Below are 17,213 nucleotides of genomic sequence, written 5' to 3' on the forward strand. Positions count from 1 at the left end.
TCGACTTGCATGTATTAGGCACGCCGCCAGCGTTCGTCCTGAGCCAGGATCAAACTCTCCATATAAGAGTTGATTAAGCTCATAAGTTGTCTTTTCATAAAAGACTAAAGAATTAACGTTGACGTTTCTGCTTTGTTTAGTTTTCAAAGAACTATTTTGTTGAGCTTCTTTCGAAGTGACAACGGTATTCATTGTATCATCTTCTTCCGAAGAAGTCAACTTCATTTTTCAACTTTTTCTGTTAGATATTCAGCAGATTTAAAAGTTTTTTGTTGCCGATGAGCGATTACCTCTTAGCGACAAAAACTATCTTACAATAATTTGATAGGTAAAGTCAACACCTAATATAAAAAAAGTGCATGCCCTATTTATAACACTACAACACTGAAGGAGCACACTCCTTTTCTTCTATTATAGAATATATTTTTCAGCCCACTGCTTAATAAAAGATAGCATTTCAGGGCTCAGCGGTTTATGGAGGCTTTTTTTATAAATAGATTTAAGCTTGATCATGGATACAGGCTCTTCCTGATCTCTTAGAAGATGATTCATATCTCTTACATTATAAGCCTCTGCAGGTGCATTTACTTTTTCAGGAAAAAGGCGCACGTGTTCAGGATTCACCTGGACATCTTTATTTCCCGTAATCGCTAGCACCGGACAAGTAATGGCAGCCAAATCCTCTTCCATCTCATATTGAAAATGTTCGCGTGCCCATTTTGCGTTAATCTTTGTAAAGCCTTTTTTCATCACCGTCTCATCAGACTCCACCATTTCATCGAATAACTTTTTTTGTTTGGCAACAGTAGTTTTGTGCACTTTTAAAGCTCTTAGCAACAGACCATTAAATCCTTTCATTTTGGTTACTTCCTTTTCAAGCAGCATTGTCTGCATTTCAGACGCTTTCCGCACATTATCCGCTTGCCCGGCAAGAAGAATTATACCTGCTGCGTTTACTTGCTTATTAATAGGAGGAATCAATGAGCACCCTTCGCTATGCCCCAGCAGAAAAATTCTTTCGGGATCAATTTCCGGAAACTCGCGTGCTGCCCCAACAGCAGCCGCACCATCGTAAACCAAATCCCACATGCCAGTTTCAAAATAGCAGCCACCGCTCTCGCCTGCTCCCCGTTTGTCATATCTAAGTACCGCTACTCCAAATGAAGTAAAAAATTCAGCGAGCATTTTATAAGCATTCATTTTCATATGCTTCACATTGGCATCCCGGTCAACAGGCCCTGATCCATGAAAAATGACGACAAGCGGGAGTTTCCCATCAGATTGCTCTGGCAGGCTTACCGTTCCCTTTAGAATTACATCTGTTTCAAACTGAATATCACGTTCTTTCATCTTTAGCACCCCAAACTTATGCTTTTTATGATAAGACGCTTATGCGGAAAAAACGTTCATTTTTTTAAGCTAATTCTATAAGGACTTTTAAGCAATACTAAAGGCAAATCTCAAATGTTTTTGGAGGGATATGCCATGCCACGGAAATCTGCCGCAGCCAGTCAAGAAGAAGAAAAAGTAAAGGATACGGAAGGACCTGCACCGGCCAGCGAAAAAAAGGAAGATGAAATTGCTAAACTAAATCGAATGTTAGCTGCTGTATTAAATTATCTGTCAGATGACGAAGTTGAAGAAATCGATATCGAATACCTTCTTACTCATACAGAAGGCCTTCGAGAGTGGTGGGATCAATATCGGGAAAACAATAAAAAACAAATCGAGGAAGAAATAAAGAAATCTCTGGGTTCACTGTCTTTGGAGGAGCTTGAAAGCATCCGGGAACAGATAAAGGAGAAAAAGAATTAATCTGTACATTCCTTAGTTTGAAGAATGCTGTTTATTTCAGAACGAGGGGGCTGTATATAAAACCATGAATCAAAATAATTTATTTTAGATAGAATATAAGGATCTGGTACTCCCTTTTCGGTATAAGCCTGATAGTTCCGAGTTTAGTGATAAAGGACCGGGCAACAGAGTGTGCCCCAGCGATACTGAGCTCATCTTAAGACCATATGTACATTTTTTTATTTTTTCTTAATTCCCCTGGGTATTCCGATAATTTTTAATCCTATAGATAAATCACATAAAAAGCGGGGGTTCATTTTCACCTCCCCTTTTAAATTAATTTTTTCCCTATGTGTTGACGTCATATGAACGAACGAATTGGCAGAAAGACAATAAAAAAGATCCGCCTGCAGCCTGCAAACGAATCCTTACATAATTATTGTCCCACAAGCTCCCCGCCTGTAAGTTCAATATGCCCTTCTCCCCAGCTGCACATGGCATCCAGAATCGGACGGAGAGACCATCCGTAATCTGTTAAAGAGTAGACAACCTTCGGAGGAACCTGATCATAAACAGTACGGTTGACAACACCATCTGATTCAAGTTCACGGAGCTGCTGGGTCAGCATTTTTTGAGTAATTCCAGGCATCAGCCTTTTTAGCTCGCTTGTTCTTTTCTCTCCTTTAATCAAATGGCACATGATGACGACTTTCCACTTCCCCCCAATTACATCGAGCGTCGCTTCTACAGGAATATTGTAAGCCATCTTCATTCCTCCCTTTATATCGTATAGGCACTTAAAAGTACCTAAATTACTTTAATGTACGTACTATTCATTTCATTGCATGCCATCCATAATAGCATAAGGAAGCACGAAACAAAATGGTGAAATTGACCATAGGGTACTTTTTAGTGCCTATATCACTTTAAAGTACGTACTATTCACTTTATCTTTTATGCTTCATAATGACATTCATCAAGGAAGCATAGCCAAAATTTAAATGGCGCCAGGCTATGAAGTCTTTTCTTCATCAACTTTTTTAAATATAAGGAGGAATCATTCATATGAGTTCCATTGCAATAAATACTCAAAAAGAAAAAGGCGGCACTCCTGCCCTGCTCGCACTGGCGATCAGCGCATTCGGAATTGGTACCACAGAATTTGTGCCCGTCGGTTTATTGTCCACCATGTCCAATGATTTAGGAATATCGATTACCCTAGCCGGCTTATTAATTTCCGGTTATGCAGTCGGAGTCGCCATAGGGGCACCTATTCTGACGGCTTTGACCAGTAAAATGAACCGAAAATCCTTACTCATATCTTTAATGGTTTTATTTATTGTCGGGAATTCCGTTGCAGCGATGTCCACGTCTTTCAGTCTTTTACTAGCAGCACGCTTTATCACAGCCTTTTCACACGGAATCTTCTTCTCGATCGGTTCCACGATTGCCGCAGATTTAGTTCCTGAAAACAAACGGGCCAGCGCGATTGCCTTTATGTTCACCGGCTTAACCGTTGCGACCGTTACAGGCGTTCCTTTGGGAACTTTTATCGGTCAAATGTACGGCTGGAGAGCTACTTTCTGGGGAGTGGCGCTGCTTGGTGCAGTCGGGATTATCTCTAGTGCCATTCTGGTTCCAAAAAACCTTAAAGAAGCACCGCCTTCCAAATTCAGTGAACAGCTGAAAATATTAGGCAGCGAAAAACTGCTTTTAGCATTTAGCATTACGGCCCTTGGATACGGAGGAACCTTTGTGGCATTTACGTACCTGACTCCGCTTCTGGAAGACGTGACAGGCTTTAGCCCTAAATGGGTCAGCATCATTTTGCTTGCCTACGGCGTCGCGGTAGCTATCGGAAATGTCATTGGCGGTAAAGCTTCTGATAAAAATCCCTTAAAGGCTTTGTTCTGGATGTTCGTCCTGCAAGCCATTATTCTGGTCCTGCTAACCTTTGCAGCACCTTTTAAGGCACTAGGTCTTATCGCTATTTTCTTAATGGGCTTATTCGCGTTCATGAATGTGCCAGGCCTTCAAGTTCTTGTTGTAAACCTGGCTGAAAAATATGTACCATCTGCTGTCAACGTCGCTTCTGCCTTAAACATTGCTGCCTTCAACATCGGAATTGCTATCGGTTCATTTGTCGGCGGTCTCATTGTCGATTCAATCGGGCTTATTCACACACCTTGGATTGGCGCTGTAATGGTATTAGGGGCAGTATTATTAACCGGCTTACTGAGAAAGTTTGAGAAATCCAACTAATTAAAGGAGTGTCTGAAATGAACAAAGTATCTTTAACAAGTACTGTTACACTTGCAAATGGAATAAAAATGCCAAAGATCGGCCTGGGCGTATTTAAAGTAGAAAATGAAAAAGAGCTTTTAACTGCGGTTAAAGCAGCCATTGAAACTGGATATCGCAGCTTCGACACTGCGTCCATTTATGGCAACGAAGAATGGGTAGGCAAAGCTGTTCGCCAGTCAGGACTCAATAGAGGGGAACTTTTTATCACATCAAAAGTGTGGAATGCAGACCAAGGCTATGAAGAAACACTTCAAGCTTTTAACACTTCTATGGAGAAAATGGGGCTGGAATACCTGGATCTCTATTTAATCCATTGGCCTGTCGAAGGAAAATATCCTGACACTTGGAGAGCGCTTGAGCAGTTGCATAGGGATGGCAAAATAAAAGCCATTGGCGTAAGCAACTTTCAGGTACACCATCTTGAAAAGTTATTAAAAACAGCAGAAATTAAACCGATGATCAATCAAATTGAATTGCACCCAAAATTTATCTCAACAAGAACTCCGCTCCTTCGCTGCCCGGCATGACATGCAAATCGAAGCATGGGCCCCATTAATGCAAGGCAGATTATTTGAAAACGAAATTCTGAACGGACTCGCTAAAAAGCATGGAAAATCCGTTGCTCAAATTATTTTAAGATGGCACCAGCAAAACGATATAATCATTATCCCCAAATCAACGAATGCACATCGAATCAAAGAAAATGCCGATTTATTTGGATTTGCGCTATCTGATGAAGACATGAACCTTATCGATTCCTTAAATGAGGATTTACGTGTTGGACCAGATCCTGACCATTTCGATTTCTAAAAAAACTTTACAAAATCCCTTTCAATTATTAATAGAAACGAGACGCTCCCCAGAACGCCTCGTCTCTTTTTCTCATTAAAATGATAAGATTAATTTACTTGGCCATGATAGATGGGAACGTTATGGAAAGATAACAGTTTGGTACATTCTATGCTGGAGTGGATTTTCGCTTTTTTTTGAATGGCTTACTGTAAAGATTCATGCTTTAATATACAGGGCGAAAGCATGATTATTCGATTCCAGTTTATCCGATCACAGCTGCCATGCTGATTATTGTATTTCGGTTTTCCAAAAGGAAGCTTATGGATTCATCTTTTGAAGCGTCCCATAAAATATATGAAAGCAGGAGGCAATAGCGCCCCCTGCTTATTCCAATTTGGATATTGTCCTCAGTATGCTGAATATAAAACGGACACTTCCCCCAGATAGCCTTGTTTATTAGAGTTCACAAGGAGATAAACATCCATCTCAGGGTTATAAAGGCATGAAGGATCTAAATACCCCCACACTTTCAATGAATACCTTCTTGATTAAGAAAAGAAGCAGATCTGGAAACAGGTACTTCTCTATCTCCTATCCACTTGCCAATGGCAAAGTAATCTCTATCAAAGTGCCCTCATTTACATTGCTTTTATAAGAGATCCTGCCATTATGCTGCTTGATAATTTTATGGCAGATCATCAATCCAAGCCCTGTTCCCTTCTCTTTCAAGGAATAAAAAGGCTCACCCAGACGCGGAAGCAGTTCTTCCGGAATTCCGCAGCCCTGGTCTTGAACAGAAACCATACACTCCCCTTCTGCCCTATGCCCCAAATGAATGCTAATGTCCCCGCCATCACGCATGGCCTCCATGGCATTCTTAAAAATATTCAGGAAGACCTGTTTGATTTGGTTCTTTTCGCATGTGATAAAATAATCTGGCTCCTCAAGAACTATATTAAATTGAACAGCATTCATATTAGCTTGCGGAGATAGCAGCTCGACTGTATTCTCGATAATTTCCCGCAAATTTGCACGGTTCATTTGGATCGCCTGCGGTTTTCCAAGTGATAGCATTTCGCTTGTGATGTTTTCAATACGCTCAAGTTCATTTAGCAGCAAATCATTATATTCAATATGGCTATTTTCACTTTTATAAAGCTGCACGAATCCTTTAATCGTTGTAAGAGGATTGCGGATTTCATGCGCCACTCCCGCTGCCAGCTCTCCAACGATGGATAGTTTTTCTGACTGCAAGAGAAATTCCTCTGCTTTTTTGCGTTCAGAAATATCTCTGCTGATCATAACAATATGCTCGATCACATGGTTCTCATTCATAACAGGCATGCAGCGCGATTCAAAATCAATCCAATGGCCCGCTTTATGCTTAAGGCGGAATTCCATTGCCGCAGCCACATTGTCTTCATATGTCTTATTCATAATTTGAACAAACATGTCCGCATCAGCAGAATGTAGAATGCAATATAAGTCCATCCTTTTAAGCTCTGAGTCTTTGTATCCTAAAACCAGCTCATGAGATGGAGAGAAATAGCTAATTGATTGCTCCTTGTCCAGTACAACAATAAGGTCAGATGTATTCTCCGCGATGAGCCGGTATTTTGATTCGCTTTCTGCCAGCGACTTTTCCATCATCTTTTTTTCCTTTATAATCCTATGCAGCCTTTCATAGGACTCAATGAGCAATCCTCCAATAAGCACACCTAAAATAATAAACAGTAGATATTGAAGGTGAAAAATAGGATTATCCCTAAATACGTTAAAAATGATCGGGACAATAATAATATAGGAAATAATATAGGATCCCAATAGAATCATACATTTCTTTATGAATTTGAGGTTTTTAGCATACTTATCTATGACTGTAAAAACAAGGGTGATGACCAACCAGCCAACGATAGCCGGCAGCCAATTTTCACTTGCCATTAATCGGGATACCAGCGCAATACTCCCTGTAACAAGTCCCGGCACTGGCCCAAGATAAGCAAAAACTAAAAGGATTACTGCATAACGGATATCATAGGAATACCCTTTTTCCTGAACTGATAGAGTCACGAGAACCGATGATACAACTCCTGCATATATGGCTGCCCAAAGACGCAGCCACTTAAGAGGCTTATGATTAATGAAGGTACGAATCACTAATGGTGTACTGACCATTAAGGATAGCATTGAGAGATTCACAATGTAGTCTAAAAGAATCAACGGGCTCCCACCTATATTTATCAATTTCTTAATATTCTATCTTTATCATAAACCAGAGATGTTACTGTTACCACATCTATTTTAGGCTTTTTTAAGCAGGAACTTTTTTACTATTCATTGAATTATCTGGTGGAAAAAGAAAGTATAAGAGGGAGCAAAATCTATGTCATTATTAATAGAAAATATCCACAGTATTATTCAGGAATCAACGGCATCATTAACCTCGAATTCGGGTAATGCCTGGCGGTTAACTAAGCAAAATAGACCTTTTTTCATTGCAACCTTAATAGAAGAGCCAGTGCCTGTTAACAGGTACTGGCTCTTCTATTTTTTAGATTTCGTTTGAAAGACACCTGTCTGGGGAAGTCGATATTTATACGCACTATAGTATTTAAGGAGGAATATTAATGAAGCAATATGGGAAATTCCTGGCTATGATTGCCGTTTCTACTTTTATTATGTATTGGCTTATGTTTCTGAATGTATTCCAATTTAATCATGTCTTTTACAGCCAAACGAGAGTGTTCATGTCACTGATCATGGGATCGGTGATGGCAGTCGTAATGCTGCTGTTTATGTGGAAAATGTACAAGAATACAAAAATAAATGCGATGATTCTAGCCGGCAGCGCCCTTGTGTTTGCTGTTTCCCTCTGGCTGGTGCGCAGCCAAACAACCGTTGATGATACCGGCTGGATGAAAGCAATGATTCCGCACCACTCCATTGCCATCCTCACAAGCGAGCGAGCCAACATTAAAGACCCGCGCGTACAAAAGCTTGCGGACCAAATTATCAAAGCACAGCGAAAAGAAATTACCGAGATGAAGAAATTGATAGAGGATCTTGAAGACGAAAAGTAATATATCCTCCATAAAAACAGCCAGTCTCCCAAGTAGAACTGGCTGTTTTTATTATACCTTCTTTACAAACTCGGACTTAAGCTTCATGGCACCAAAGCCATCAATTTTACAATCAATATCATGGTCTCCATCAACCAGGCGGATATTTTTCACTTTAGTCCCTATTTTAATAACGGAAGAAGATCCTTTCACTTTAAGATCCTTAATGACCGATACTGTATCTCCGTCCCTCAGTACATTGCCATTTGAATCCTTAATTACCTTTTCATCCTCACGACTTTCTGCTTCTGTCTCCGCTGTCCACTCATGCGCACACTCCGGACATACAAACAGTGTTCCATCCTCATACGTATACTCCGAGCTGCACTTCGGGCAATTTGGCAAATTAGACATTTCCTTTTCCTCCACACTTGATATAGTTTCACCCTATTATAATTAAATGGGAGCCTTTTGATAAGCTCCCCAAGCATGTATAGCTCTCCCTTCATTGGAAAATTCAAGTTTGGGTTTTTAAATGAAAACAGCTAAATCCAGTATTTCAAAGGTATTAAACAAGAATTTATCACTAATACAAAATGCTTCATAATAGTAAACCGTTCTGCCGTAATTATGGGCTCCATTACGCCGTTACTTCTTGTATTGCTCCCTTTGGTAAGACCTAGGTTTGATGCTAAAACAAAATTATAAGCAGATAGCAGCCTTTGGCCTTTTTATTGTCGTACACGGAGACCTTCAATGTTCCTGGCCAAATTGACTATTCTCAATTATTAATAAAAAAACATATTAGTTGAGATTATAGGATGTAATATTAGACTAAATTTTTTTAACGTAATCATTTTAGAAATGATCTTTATTTCCTAAAAATAAAGAAACAGTCCCTCCTTAACAAAGCGATGCCCCCTGCTCCAAGCACTTTCTCTACAATTTGGATCTGCCTCAGAAAACTTTTCTATCAACTGGATGACAAGAAATTATGTAAGCCGAAATGAAAATCTCCTTTTATTTCCGCAAAAAACAGCACTATTTTAGAAAACTTACCCCTTGACAAAATAATACATACTATATGATAATAATTACCGAATTAGAATTATTATTAAATAGTTTACTGTTTAATTAATAATCAAATCACTCAACCCATTCAAGGAGGAATTTTATCATGGCATTAATCGGTAAAGAAGTTCTACCATTCTCAGCAAAAGCTTACCATAACGGTGATTTCATCGACGTTTCCGAAGAAAACTTCAAAGGCAAGTGGAGCGTAGTTTGCTTCTACCCAGCAGATTTCACATTCGTATGTCCTACTGAATTAGAAGACCTTCAAAACGAATATGCAACTTTAAAAGAAATGGGAGCTGAAGTTTATTCAGTTTCAACTGATACACATTTCACTCACAAAGCTTGGCACGATAATTCAGAGACAATCGGCAAGATTGAATACGTAATGATCGGTGACCCTAACCAAAAACTATCCCGCAACTTTGATGTCCTAAACGAAGAAGAAGGACTAGCTGAACGCGGTACATTCATCATCGATCCAGATGGCGTTATCCAAACTGTTGAAATCAACGCTGGCGGTATCGGCCGTGACGCAAGCCAAGTTGTAAGCAAGCTTAAAGCAGCTCAATATGTACGTAATAACCCAGGGGAAGTTTGCCCGGCTAAGTGGAAAGAAGGATCTGAAACACTTAAGCCAAGCCTTGACCTTGTAGGTAAAATTTAAGGAGCAAGATAAACATGTTATTTGATGCAGATATAAAAGCACAATTAGCTCAATATCTTCAAATGATGGAGGGCGATATCCTTCTTAAAGTCAGCGCTGGATCTGATAAAGTATCCAGCGACATGCTGGCTTTAGTGGACGAATTGGCCGCGATGTCCTCCCAAATTAAAGTTGAGCACGCAGAGTTGCAGAGAACGCCAAGCTTCAGTGTGAATCACCCAGGGGAAGATACTGGAATTACATTTGCCGGAATCCCTCTTGGACATGAGTTTACTTCCTTAGTGCTTGCTCTGCTTCAAGTTAGCGGAAGAGCACCTAAGGTTGATCAAAAAGTCATTGACCAGGTGAAAAATATTAAGGGAGAATATCATTTTGAGACTTATGTCAGCTTAAGCTGCCACAACTGCCCTGATGTGGTACAAGCTCTAAACGTAATGAGCATTCTAAACCCTAATATTTCACATACCATGATCGATGGTGCTGCTTTCAAAGAGGAAGTTGACGCCAAACAGATCATGGCAGTGCCAACTGTTTTCCTAAATGGCGAAAAATTCGGCAGCGGCCGCATGAGCCTCGAAGAAATTCTTGCCAAAATGGGAACTGGCCCTGATGCATCAGAATTCGCTGATAAAGGTCCATATGATGTACTTGTCATCGGCGGCGGCCCTGCAGGAGCAAGTGCAGCAATTTATACGGCACGCAAAGGAATCCGTACAGGCATCGTTGCTGAACGCTTCGGCGGACAAGTTATGGATACATTGGGCATAGAAAACTTTATCAGCGTGAAGCACACAGAAGGTCCTAAGCTTGTAGCAAGCCTTGAAGAACACGTTAAGGATTATGGCATTGATGTCATGAACCTGCAGCGTGCCAAGAGCCTTAAGAAGAAAGACCTTGTTGAGATCGAACTCGAAAACGGTGCGATTTTAAAAAGTAAAACAGTCATCCTTTCAACTGGTGCACGCTGGAGAAACGTTGGCGTACCCGGCGAAGCAGAATTCAAGAATAAAGGTGTTGCTTACTGCCCTCACTGTGATGGTCCATTGTTTGAAGGTAAAGATGTAGCTGTTATCGGCGGCGGTAACTCCGGTGTTGAAGCCGCCATCGACCTTGCAGGGATTGTAAAGCACGTAACCGTTCTCGAATTCAATCCGGAATTGAAAGCTGATGCCGTTCTACAAGAACGCCTTCACAGCCTGCCTAACGTAACCGTTATAACAAACGCTCAAACAACAGAAATCACCGGTACTGACAAAGTAAACGGTATTTCATACATGGATCGCGAGACAGAAAAAGTTCACCACGTTGAACTGCAAGGTGTATTCGTCCAAATCGGCCTCGTTCCTAACACTGATTGGTTAGACGATCAGATCGAGCGAACTCGCTTCGGCGAAATCGTTGTGGATAAACACGGCGCTACAAGCATCCCTGGCGTATTTGCTGCTGGAGATTGTACAGACAGTGCTTACAAGCAAATCATCATCTCCATGGGATCTGGAGCAACTGCAGCTCTGGGAGCCTTTGACTACCTGATCCGAAATTAATTTGAATAACTCATCGAAACATTACTATTACCTATCATTAATCGTTTTGACATGTTACCCTTCATTCACAAAAAGCCGCTTACTGCCTATTGACAGAAGCGGCTTTTCTTATGTATATGAAATTCAATCAAACGTTTGATTGAACCTTTAAAAAGTCTGTAACCAGGCGCATTTTTAGCCGCCGCCTAAAAGTGATATCATAGAACACATATACAGTAATGAGGAGGACCGCCTTTGAAAAAAGAACTCAAAGTTGTCGCAGCTATTATTGAAAATGACCAAAATGAAATCCTCTGCGCACTCAGGTCACCAGATATGCCGATGCCTAATATGTGGGAGTTCCCAGGCGGAAAAGTAGAACAAGGTGAGGATCTATACTCTGCATTAAAAAGAGAAATTGACGAGGAATTAGGCTGTAAGATTGAAATCGCAGAGCTTTTCCATGACAATATCCATGAATACGAAACCTTCGTAATTAACCTCATTTCCATCAAATGCAGGATTGTCAAAGGCACTCCAGCTCCGAGTGAGCACTCTAAGCTGATCTGGCTGAGAAGAGAAAATCTTTGCTCGTTGGTATGGGCTCCTGCGGATGTGCCAGCTGTTGATCAGTTGATGAATGAAAAATAGGGTTTCCTTGAATTCCTGTTGCATAGTTAACAAATTTACAGTGTCGCTTTTTAAACTTATAAACGATAAAAAAACGTACCAATTAATAGGTACGTATAGCGGCGCTCCTATCAACTATAATTAAAATCACCTATGATACGGTTCACCGAATATTCACCTAAACACATATTTATTTTGAATATAAACTATTTATATCTAGATTATTCTGTCTCTTACAATCTAAATTTTTAATGAATATGTATTGTTCGATTAAATCTTGGAAAAGATGATAGTATACCATTTTTAAATTTTATAAATATTATATGAGGGGATTAACGTGGAACTATTACAAATGTCTATTAAGTTAGTTATAGGATTCTTTTTGCTATTTCTCCTAGTTAGAATTATAGGAAAAAAATTAATTGACCAGTATACTCCATTTCATTTTATTTCAGCAATTGTCTTAAGCGAGTTGTTAGGAAATGCTGTCTATGAAAAAAATGTACCTATTACTCATATGTTATTCACTTTAATTATATGGGGAGCTTTATTATTTTTAGTTGATTACCTTGCTCAAAAATCTCTATTATTGAGACAAATGTTCGAAGGTAAACCTTCAGTAGTTATTCGAAATGGTCAGATTGACTTTGAACAGTTAAAAAAGAGTCGTATGAACATTAATCAACTTCAAAGTTTACTTCGCCAAAGTGAGATTTTCTCCATTCGAGAAGTAGCATTTGCACTGATTGAATCGAATGGCTCCATCAGTGTATTAAAAAAATCAAAATATCAAAAAACAACCTTAAAAGACTTTAATATGCCTAATCACGCTGTTTATCTACCCATAACACTAATTAAAGACGGGGAATTAATTAAAGAAAATTTGGAACAAATAAACAAAGATGATCATTGGCTAACAAACCAGTTAATAGCCAAGGGCATTAGTAAAATTGAAAACGTCCTTTTTGCTGAATGGTTAGAAAACGATGGGATAATTGTTATTCCTTATAAACCAGTCCAGTATCAAAATTTCCCTAGCTAAATATCTTCCGAAACAATATTTTTATAAAAATTAAAAAGGTTAGAAAGTGGTGGGAAAATGTTTGAATTTATTAAAGAAATACTCTTGGTTCTTGGGAGAATAATTACTATTTTACCCTTGCTATTATTTATCACCTTATTTATGGGAAAGCGAGCAATTGGAGAGTTGCCTATATTTGACTTTTTAATTATCGTCACATTGGGAGCTGTTGTTGGAGCCGATATCGCTGACCCTAGTATTAAACATCTCCCAACTGCAATTGCTATAATTGGGATTGGAATTCTGCAAAGGGTTGTGGCAATATGGAAAATTTCCAATCGAAAAATAGGAAGATTACTTACATTTGAACCAACTGTTATTATTCAAAATGGAAAATTTCTTAATAAAAACCTTAAAAAAATACGTTATTCGATTGATAATATACTTCAAATGCTTAGGGGAAAAAATATTTTTGAGATTAATGAAGTTGAAACAGCAATTGTCGAAGCAAATGGGGCTTTAAGCGTATTAAAAAAACCACACAAAAATTCAGTTACGTTAGAAGATATGAAAATTGAAAAAACAACATCTACGATTTCCTTTCCTGTTATTGTTGAAGGAACAATTTACTCAAATATCCTGAGGGATTAGTCTTAATGAAGCATGGATAAAACAGCAATTATCCCATCAAGGAATTATTGATATTAAGGATGTTTTTTTTGCTTCAATAAATAAAAATCTTGAGCTACATATTTCTTTGAAAGATGAAAGTAATATAACAATCCCACCAATAAACCACTAACTTTGTTATTGATCAAATTAGAAATACAGTCTAAATCAACCCGAACGCTAGCTAGTTATTCCAAAGTTCCTGATAAATAAAATTCACCGTACAAAAATTTTTTCCTATTTATGGTACGGTCCCCCCTAACAGGTCTAAATGAGGTACTTAAGAGTTCTTAACATCTACTTATGTTCCTTTTTAAAAGATCTCTCATGTTGAAGCAGCCATTCTTTTCTCCATAGACCTCCTGCATAACCGGTTAATTTCCCATTTGAACCGATTACTCTGTGACAAGGAATGACAATGCTTAACTTGTTTTTCCCATTTGCACTCCCTACAGCTCTGATGGCTTTTTCATTTCCTATAGAAACGGCAATATCCTTATAGGACCCTGTTTCCGCGTAGGGGATTTCTATTAAAGCATTCCATACTGTTTTTTGAAAAGCAGTCCCTTCACATTTATAAGGGAATGTAAATTCATAGCGACCGCCTTTAAAATATTCGTCAAGTTGGTTATAGCATTCTGCCATAACCTGAGGAGTTTCAGCGTCTAAAAAATTGGCCTTTTTACACTCCTCAGAGAACAAAATTGAACTGATGGCTTCATGAGTACCCATTATTTTTATCACACCAATCGGTGATTGATAGTCTAATTTATACCTTTTTGTCATATAAGGACCTCCAAAGATAAAAGGTAGCATACGCCTGCCAGCCTCCCCAGCCTGCTGCATATTCTTCTATTTCTACTATAGTCGGTTTCTTCTCAAGTCCTAATAGATTCTTTAATGCATTATGAAGGCCAACATCCGCAATTGGGAAGGAAGCTGTATAGTGCAGGCATTTCATCATTACATAATCTGCCGTCCATGCTCCGATACCTCTTATCATCATTAATGATTTTCGTACTTCCTGATCATCCTGTTTCTGGAGCAATAATTCTTTTGATAATTCTCCTTTTGTCATAGCTTTAGCGATGTCAAGGATATATTCAGCCTTCCTAATAGGAAATTGAAGTTTCCTTAAATCCTCCACCTTTATTGAAGTTATTTTTTCAAATGAGGGGAATAACCAAAACGTTTCTCCTTTGAAAGTTAGACTTTCGCCATATTGTTCGACGAAGCGTCTCTTTAATGTATAAGCGAATGTTAAATTAATTTGCTGTCCCATTATCGCCCATACTATTGCTTCAAATAAATCAGGAATGCACATAATCCGTAATCCATAATATTTGTGGGCAAGTGTTTGTAAAACTTTATCTTGACTAGCCACCTGATAAAATTCCTCTAAATCCTGATCCAAATCAAACCATTCCCAAATATACTCTGCCACTTTATCGCGAGCGTAAATCGATGGGGGGCTTATTGGGAATTCAACCTTTATGGAATTATGGTTGGATCCAATTTTACATAAAATCAAAGATTCTTTAACTTTTATTAGTTTATAAACAGAGCCCTCTTTAATTTGATGAAGAACTTCCTTGTTGGACCTGCCTAAAAAAATTAAGCACTCTTCAAAATTAAATTCCCTGGGAGGATAAATCTCCATATAGGTTTCATGATCAATCCAATTCATTTAGGAGTTCCTTTCGATATTCACTAGGTGAACAGTTTTTTAAGTTTCGAAACACTTTATAAAAATTGGAAGGGCTCTGGAATCCCACCTCATAGCAAATCTCAAGGTTCGTCAAGGCTGTGCATTTTAGAAGGTGGGCTGCTTTATCAATACGTATTTTTTCTAAATAAGTACGCGGCGTCTCAGATGTCTCTTGTTTAAATAAGCGTTCCAAATAAAAAGGACTTAAGCCGACTTCATCCGCTATATCTTTTAATATCAAATTTTGTTTATAATGATTGACCAGGAACGTAATGATATTTCTGACAAGCTCAATATGAGGGGATTGCTCAACTTCCGGCTGACATCTTTTACAAGGACGATACCCGGCTTTTTCAACTTCATTCATATCGTGGTAAAATTCAACATTTATTTTTTTGGGCTTCCTTGATCTACAGGAAGGACGACAGTATATTTTGGTTGTTTTTACTGCCGTGAAAAATAGCCCATCATATTTACGATCACAAGCGATGATTTTCTCCCACATCTCTTCAAATGAAAGGTTGATATTAGTCACCATGCCACTCCACTATCCTTCCTGCATTTGTGCTAGTTCTCATCCATATGGGCTGTATCCATAAACTTTAATCATTCACCAACATTCTTTTCTAAATATGCAATCATTTTATTAGATAGGGCGTTTCCAAAACTAAAAGGTTTCACACCTAATTCTTTTAGCTTAATACATTTTGTTAGTCCTGGTAAGGATAATACATTTAAAGGAGCACTTATATTTATTGTGATTTCTATAATCTCATCATCCTTCTTCAAACCAGGAACAAAAATTTTTCCAATAGAGGATTTTGCCTTTGAAAATAAGTATCGGTTCTGGCGTTAATATAAAAACCTTTATAACCATGTCGATCTAACGCTATTCTTATTTTTTCCAATAGTTTATAGTTCTGTGAAGCCTCTCTTAATCCATTTGATTTTTTCAATGAATCTTCAATATTGATACCCGCTGGTCGTACCAATTGCTTTGAATCCTGCCTTTTCAAGAGCTGAGGCAGAAAGACAATTCCAGGCGCTCCTAGAAATAAAGTTGCCTGTGAAGAATGCATCTCATTGAATACCTTAATCTTGTTCATTTTATTTCCTCCTACTATTTATTGGACCCATTTTAACAAGTAATCGACCTCTATTTCGTCCTCAATCTTGCTATTATGGTCTGTCTTTAATACAAGAAAAAAGTAAAGCAATATTATGCTCCACTTCTAATGTCTATTAGAAAAACCTCATTTACTTATGATACGGTTCACTTTGCATTTATGGTAAAGCATCCTAAAGTTCATGTTAATTTACTAATGAATACAGTTGATATCCCATATAAATAGCCATAACCCATATAATAAGTGCGGAAACTTGGTTCATATGTTTTAAGAACTTACCATTTTTATCAAATTGACCAATCTTTCTGCCAGAAATCGCTAAGGAAAAGAACCAGATCCAAGAAATCATTATACAAGCCACGGTAAACACCCATTTCTCATATCCTGTATAAGCCAATGAACTAGTTCCTATAACGCCAATAGTATCCATAATAGCATGAGGATTAAGTAATGAGACAGAAGCAGCAAAAGTAACCTGGCGACGTGCAGAAAAACGATGTTGTTCTTGATTAGCGTTTATTTCGGGTGTGTTTTTCCACATAATCCAACCCATATAGGCTAAGAAAAAGAATCCTACTAAAAATAACAAAATCTTTAACCATTCAAAACTAAAAACAATAATGGATACCCCGGCCACAGCCAAATAAATCAGTATTGTATCACAAACTCCTGCTGTAATAATTGCAGGTAAAGCATTGGTGAATTTGTTGTGTGTCGCTCCTTGATTAAATACAAATACATTTTGAACTCCTAAAGGTAAGATTAATCCAAATGCCAATATCATTCCATGAAATAATGGTTCCACTATGATTCCCCCTCTTCTTATCTAGCATAGCGAAGGATGA

General features: G+C 38.4%; 15 protein-coding genes, 1 rRNA gene and 3 pseudogenes. 9 read left to right on the plus strand and 10 right to left on the minus strand.

The window, feature by feature from the left end; genetic code table 11:
- Nucleotides 1–65, minus strand: a 16S ribosomal RNA gene (locus tag DFO73_RS22485); the annotation flags it as partial.
- Between the two features lie 346 nt (nt 66–411).
- Nucleotides 412–1,350, minus strand: a complete 939-nt coding sequence (locus DFO73_RS22490) for an alpha/beta hydrolase (protein ID WP_110066944.1) — start codon at nt 1,348–1,350, stop codon at nt 412–414.
- Nucleotides 1,351–1,485: 135 nt separating this feature from the next.
- On the opposite strand from DFO73_RS22490, the gene DFO73_RS22495 reads away from it, so the two are divergent.
- Nucleotides 1,486–1,815 carry a hypothetical protein gene (locus tag DFO73_RS22495; RefSeq protein ID WP_110066945.1) on the plus strand — a complete coding sequence of 110 codons (330 nt, stop codon included), beginning with the start codon at nt 1,486–1,488 and terminating at the stop codon, nt 1,813–1,815.
- A 415-nt stretch (nt 1,816–2,230) separates the two neighbouring features.
- Here DFO73_RS22495 and DFO73_RS22500 read toward each other — a convergent pair whose 3' ends face one another.
- The gene (locus DFO73_RS22500) at nt 2,231–2,560 is read right to left on the minus strand and encodes a winged helix-turn-helix transcriptional regulator (protein ID WP_110066946.1); all 330 of its coding nucleotides are present in this window, start codon (nt 2,558–2,560) and stop codon (nt 2,231–2,233) included.
- A gap of 299 nt (nt 2,561–2,859) precedes the next feature.
- On the opposite strand from DFO73_RS22500, the gene DFO73_RS22505 reads away from it, so the two are divergent.
- Nucleotides 2,860–4,056, plus strand: a complete 1,197-nt coding sequence (locus DFO73_RS22505) for an MFS transporter (RefSeq protein ID WP_110066947.1) — start codon at nt 2,860–2,862, stop codon at nt 4,054–4,056.
- Between the two features lie 17 nt (nt 4,057–4,073).
- Nucleotides 4,074–4,908, plus strand: a pseudogene (locus tag DFO73_RS22510) (aldo/keto reductase).
- A 573-nt stretch (nt 4,909–5,481) separates the two neighbouring features.
- On the opposite strand, the gene DFO73_RS22515 reads toward DFO73_RS22510, so the two are convergent.
- The gene (locus tag DFO73_RS22515) at nt 5,482–7,110 is read right to left on the minus strand and encodes an ATP-binding protein (protein WP_110066948.1); all 1,629 of its coding nucleotides are present in this window, start codon (nt 7,108–7,110) and stop codon (nt 5,482–5,484) included.
- Between the two features lie 407 nt (nt 7,111–7,517).
- Between DFO73_RS22515 and DFO73_RS22525 the strand changes: the two genes are divergently transcribed.
- Nucleotides 7,518–7,970 carry a DUF305 domain-containing protein gene (locus DFO73_RS22525; RefSeq protein ID WP_110066950.1) on the plus strand — a complete coding sequence of 151 codons (453 nt, stop codon included), beginning with the start codon at nt 7,518–7,520 and terminating at the stop codon, nt 7,968–7,970.
- Nucleotides 7,971–8,021: 51 nt separating this feature from the next.
- Here DFO73_RS22525 and DFO73_RS22530 read toward each other — a convergent pair whose 3' ends face one another.
- A complete protein-coding gene (locus tag DFO73_RS22530) occupies nt 8,022–8,363 on the minus strand; it encodes a zinc ribbon domain-containing protein YjdM (protein WP_110066951.1) in 342 nt (113 codons plus the stop codon).
- A 763-nt stretch (nt 8,364–9,126) separates the two neighbouring features.
- Here DFO73_RS22530 and ahpC point away from each other — a divergent pair.
- From ahpC to DFO73_RS22555, 5 genes and pseudogenes are all read left to right on the plus strand, one after another.
- Nucleotides 9,127–9,690: an alkyl hydroperoxide reductase subunit C gene (gene ahpC, locus DFO73_RS22535; protein ID WP_110066952.1), complete on the plus strand. Its 564-nt coding sequence runs from the start codon at nt 9,127–9,129 to the stop codon at nt 9,688–9,690.
- A gap of 14 nt (nt 9,691–9,704) precedes the next feature.
- Complete coding sequence (ahpF, locus tag DFO73_RS22540; protein ID WP_110066953.1) at nt 9,705–11,234, plus strand: alkyl hydroperoxide reductase subunit F; 1,530 nt, start codon at nt 9,705–9,707, stop codon at nt 11,232–11,234.
- Between the two features lie 234 nt (nt 11,235–11,468).
- Complete coding sequence (locus DFO73_RS22545; protein ID WP_110066954.1) at nt 11,469–11,864, plus strand: (deoxy)nucleoside triphosphate pyrophosphohydrolase; 396 nt, start codon at nt 11,469–11,471, stop codon at nt 11,862–11,864.
- Between the two features lie 316 nt (nt 11,865–12,180).
- Nucleotides 12,181–12,885, plus strand: a complete 705-nt coding sequence (locus tag DFO73_RS22550) for a DUF421 domain-containing protein (RefSeq protein ID WP_110066955.1) — start codon at nt 12,181–12,183, stop codon at nt 12,883–12,885.
- Nucleotides 12,886–12,942: 57 nt separating this feature from the next.
- A pseudogene (locus DFO73_RS22555) lies at nt 12,943–13,666 on the plus strand (DUF421 domain-containing protein).
- Between the two features lie 164 nt (nt 13,667–13,830).
- On the opposite strand, the gene DFO73_RS22560 reads toward DFO73_RS22555, so the two are convergent.
- The 5 genes and pseudogenes from DFO73_RS22560 to DFO73_RS22580 all read right to left on the minus strand — a co-directional run bounded on the left by DFO73_RS22560 (nt 13,831) and on the right by DFO73_RS22580 (nt 17,173).
- A complete protein-coding gene (locus DFO73_RS22560) occupies nt 13,831–14,319 on the minus strand; it encodes a methylated-DNA--[protein]-cysteine S-methyltransferase (RefSeq protein WP_110066956.1) in 489 nt (162 codons plus the stop codon).
- Nucleotides 14,303–15,220: a DNA-3-methyladenine glycosylase family protein gene (locus DFO73_RS22565; protein ID WP_110066957.1), complete on the minus strand. Its 918-nt coding sequence runs from the start codon at nt 15,218–15,220 to the stop codon at nt 14,303–14,305. The genes DFO73_RS22560 and DFO73_RS22565 overlap by 17 nt, the downstream gene beginning before the upstream one ends.
- A complete protein-coding gene (locus DFO73_RS22570) occupies nt 15,207–15,779 on the minus strand; it encodes a bifunctional transcriptional activator/DNA repair enzyme AdaA (protein ID WP_110066958.1) in 573 nt (190 codons plus the stop codon). Before DFO73_RS22570 ends, DFO73_RS22565 begins: the two co-directional genes overlap by 14 nt.
- A 68-nt stretch (nt 15,780–15,847) precedes the next feature.
- A pseudogene (locus DFO73_RS29875) lies at nt 15,848–16,347 on the minus strand (hypothetical protein).
- Between the two features lie 205 nt (nt 16,348–16,552).
- Nucleotides 16,553–17,173 carry a LysE/ArgO family amino acid transporter gene (locus tag DFO73_RS22580; RefSeq protein WP_110066959.1) on the minus strand — a complete coding sequence of 207 codons (621 nt, stop codon included), beginning with the start codon at nt 17,171–17,173 and terminating at the stop codon, nt 16,553–16,555.
- Nucleotides 17,174–17,213: the final 40 nt, after the last annotated feature.

It is taken from the genome of Cytobacillus oceanisediminis (genome assembly GCF_003182355.1).
In the GTDB taxonomy this organism is placed as follows: Bacteria; Bacillota; Bacilli; order Bacillales; family Cytobacillaceae; genus Cytobacillus; species Cytobacillus oceanisediminis_A.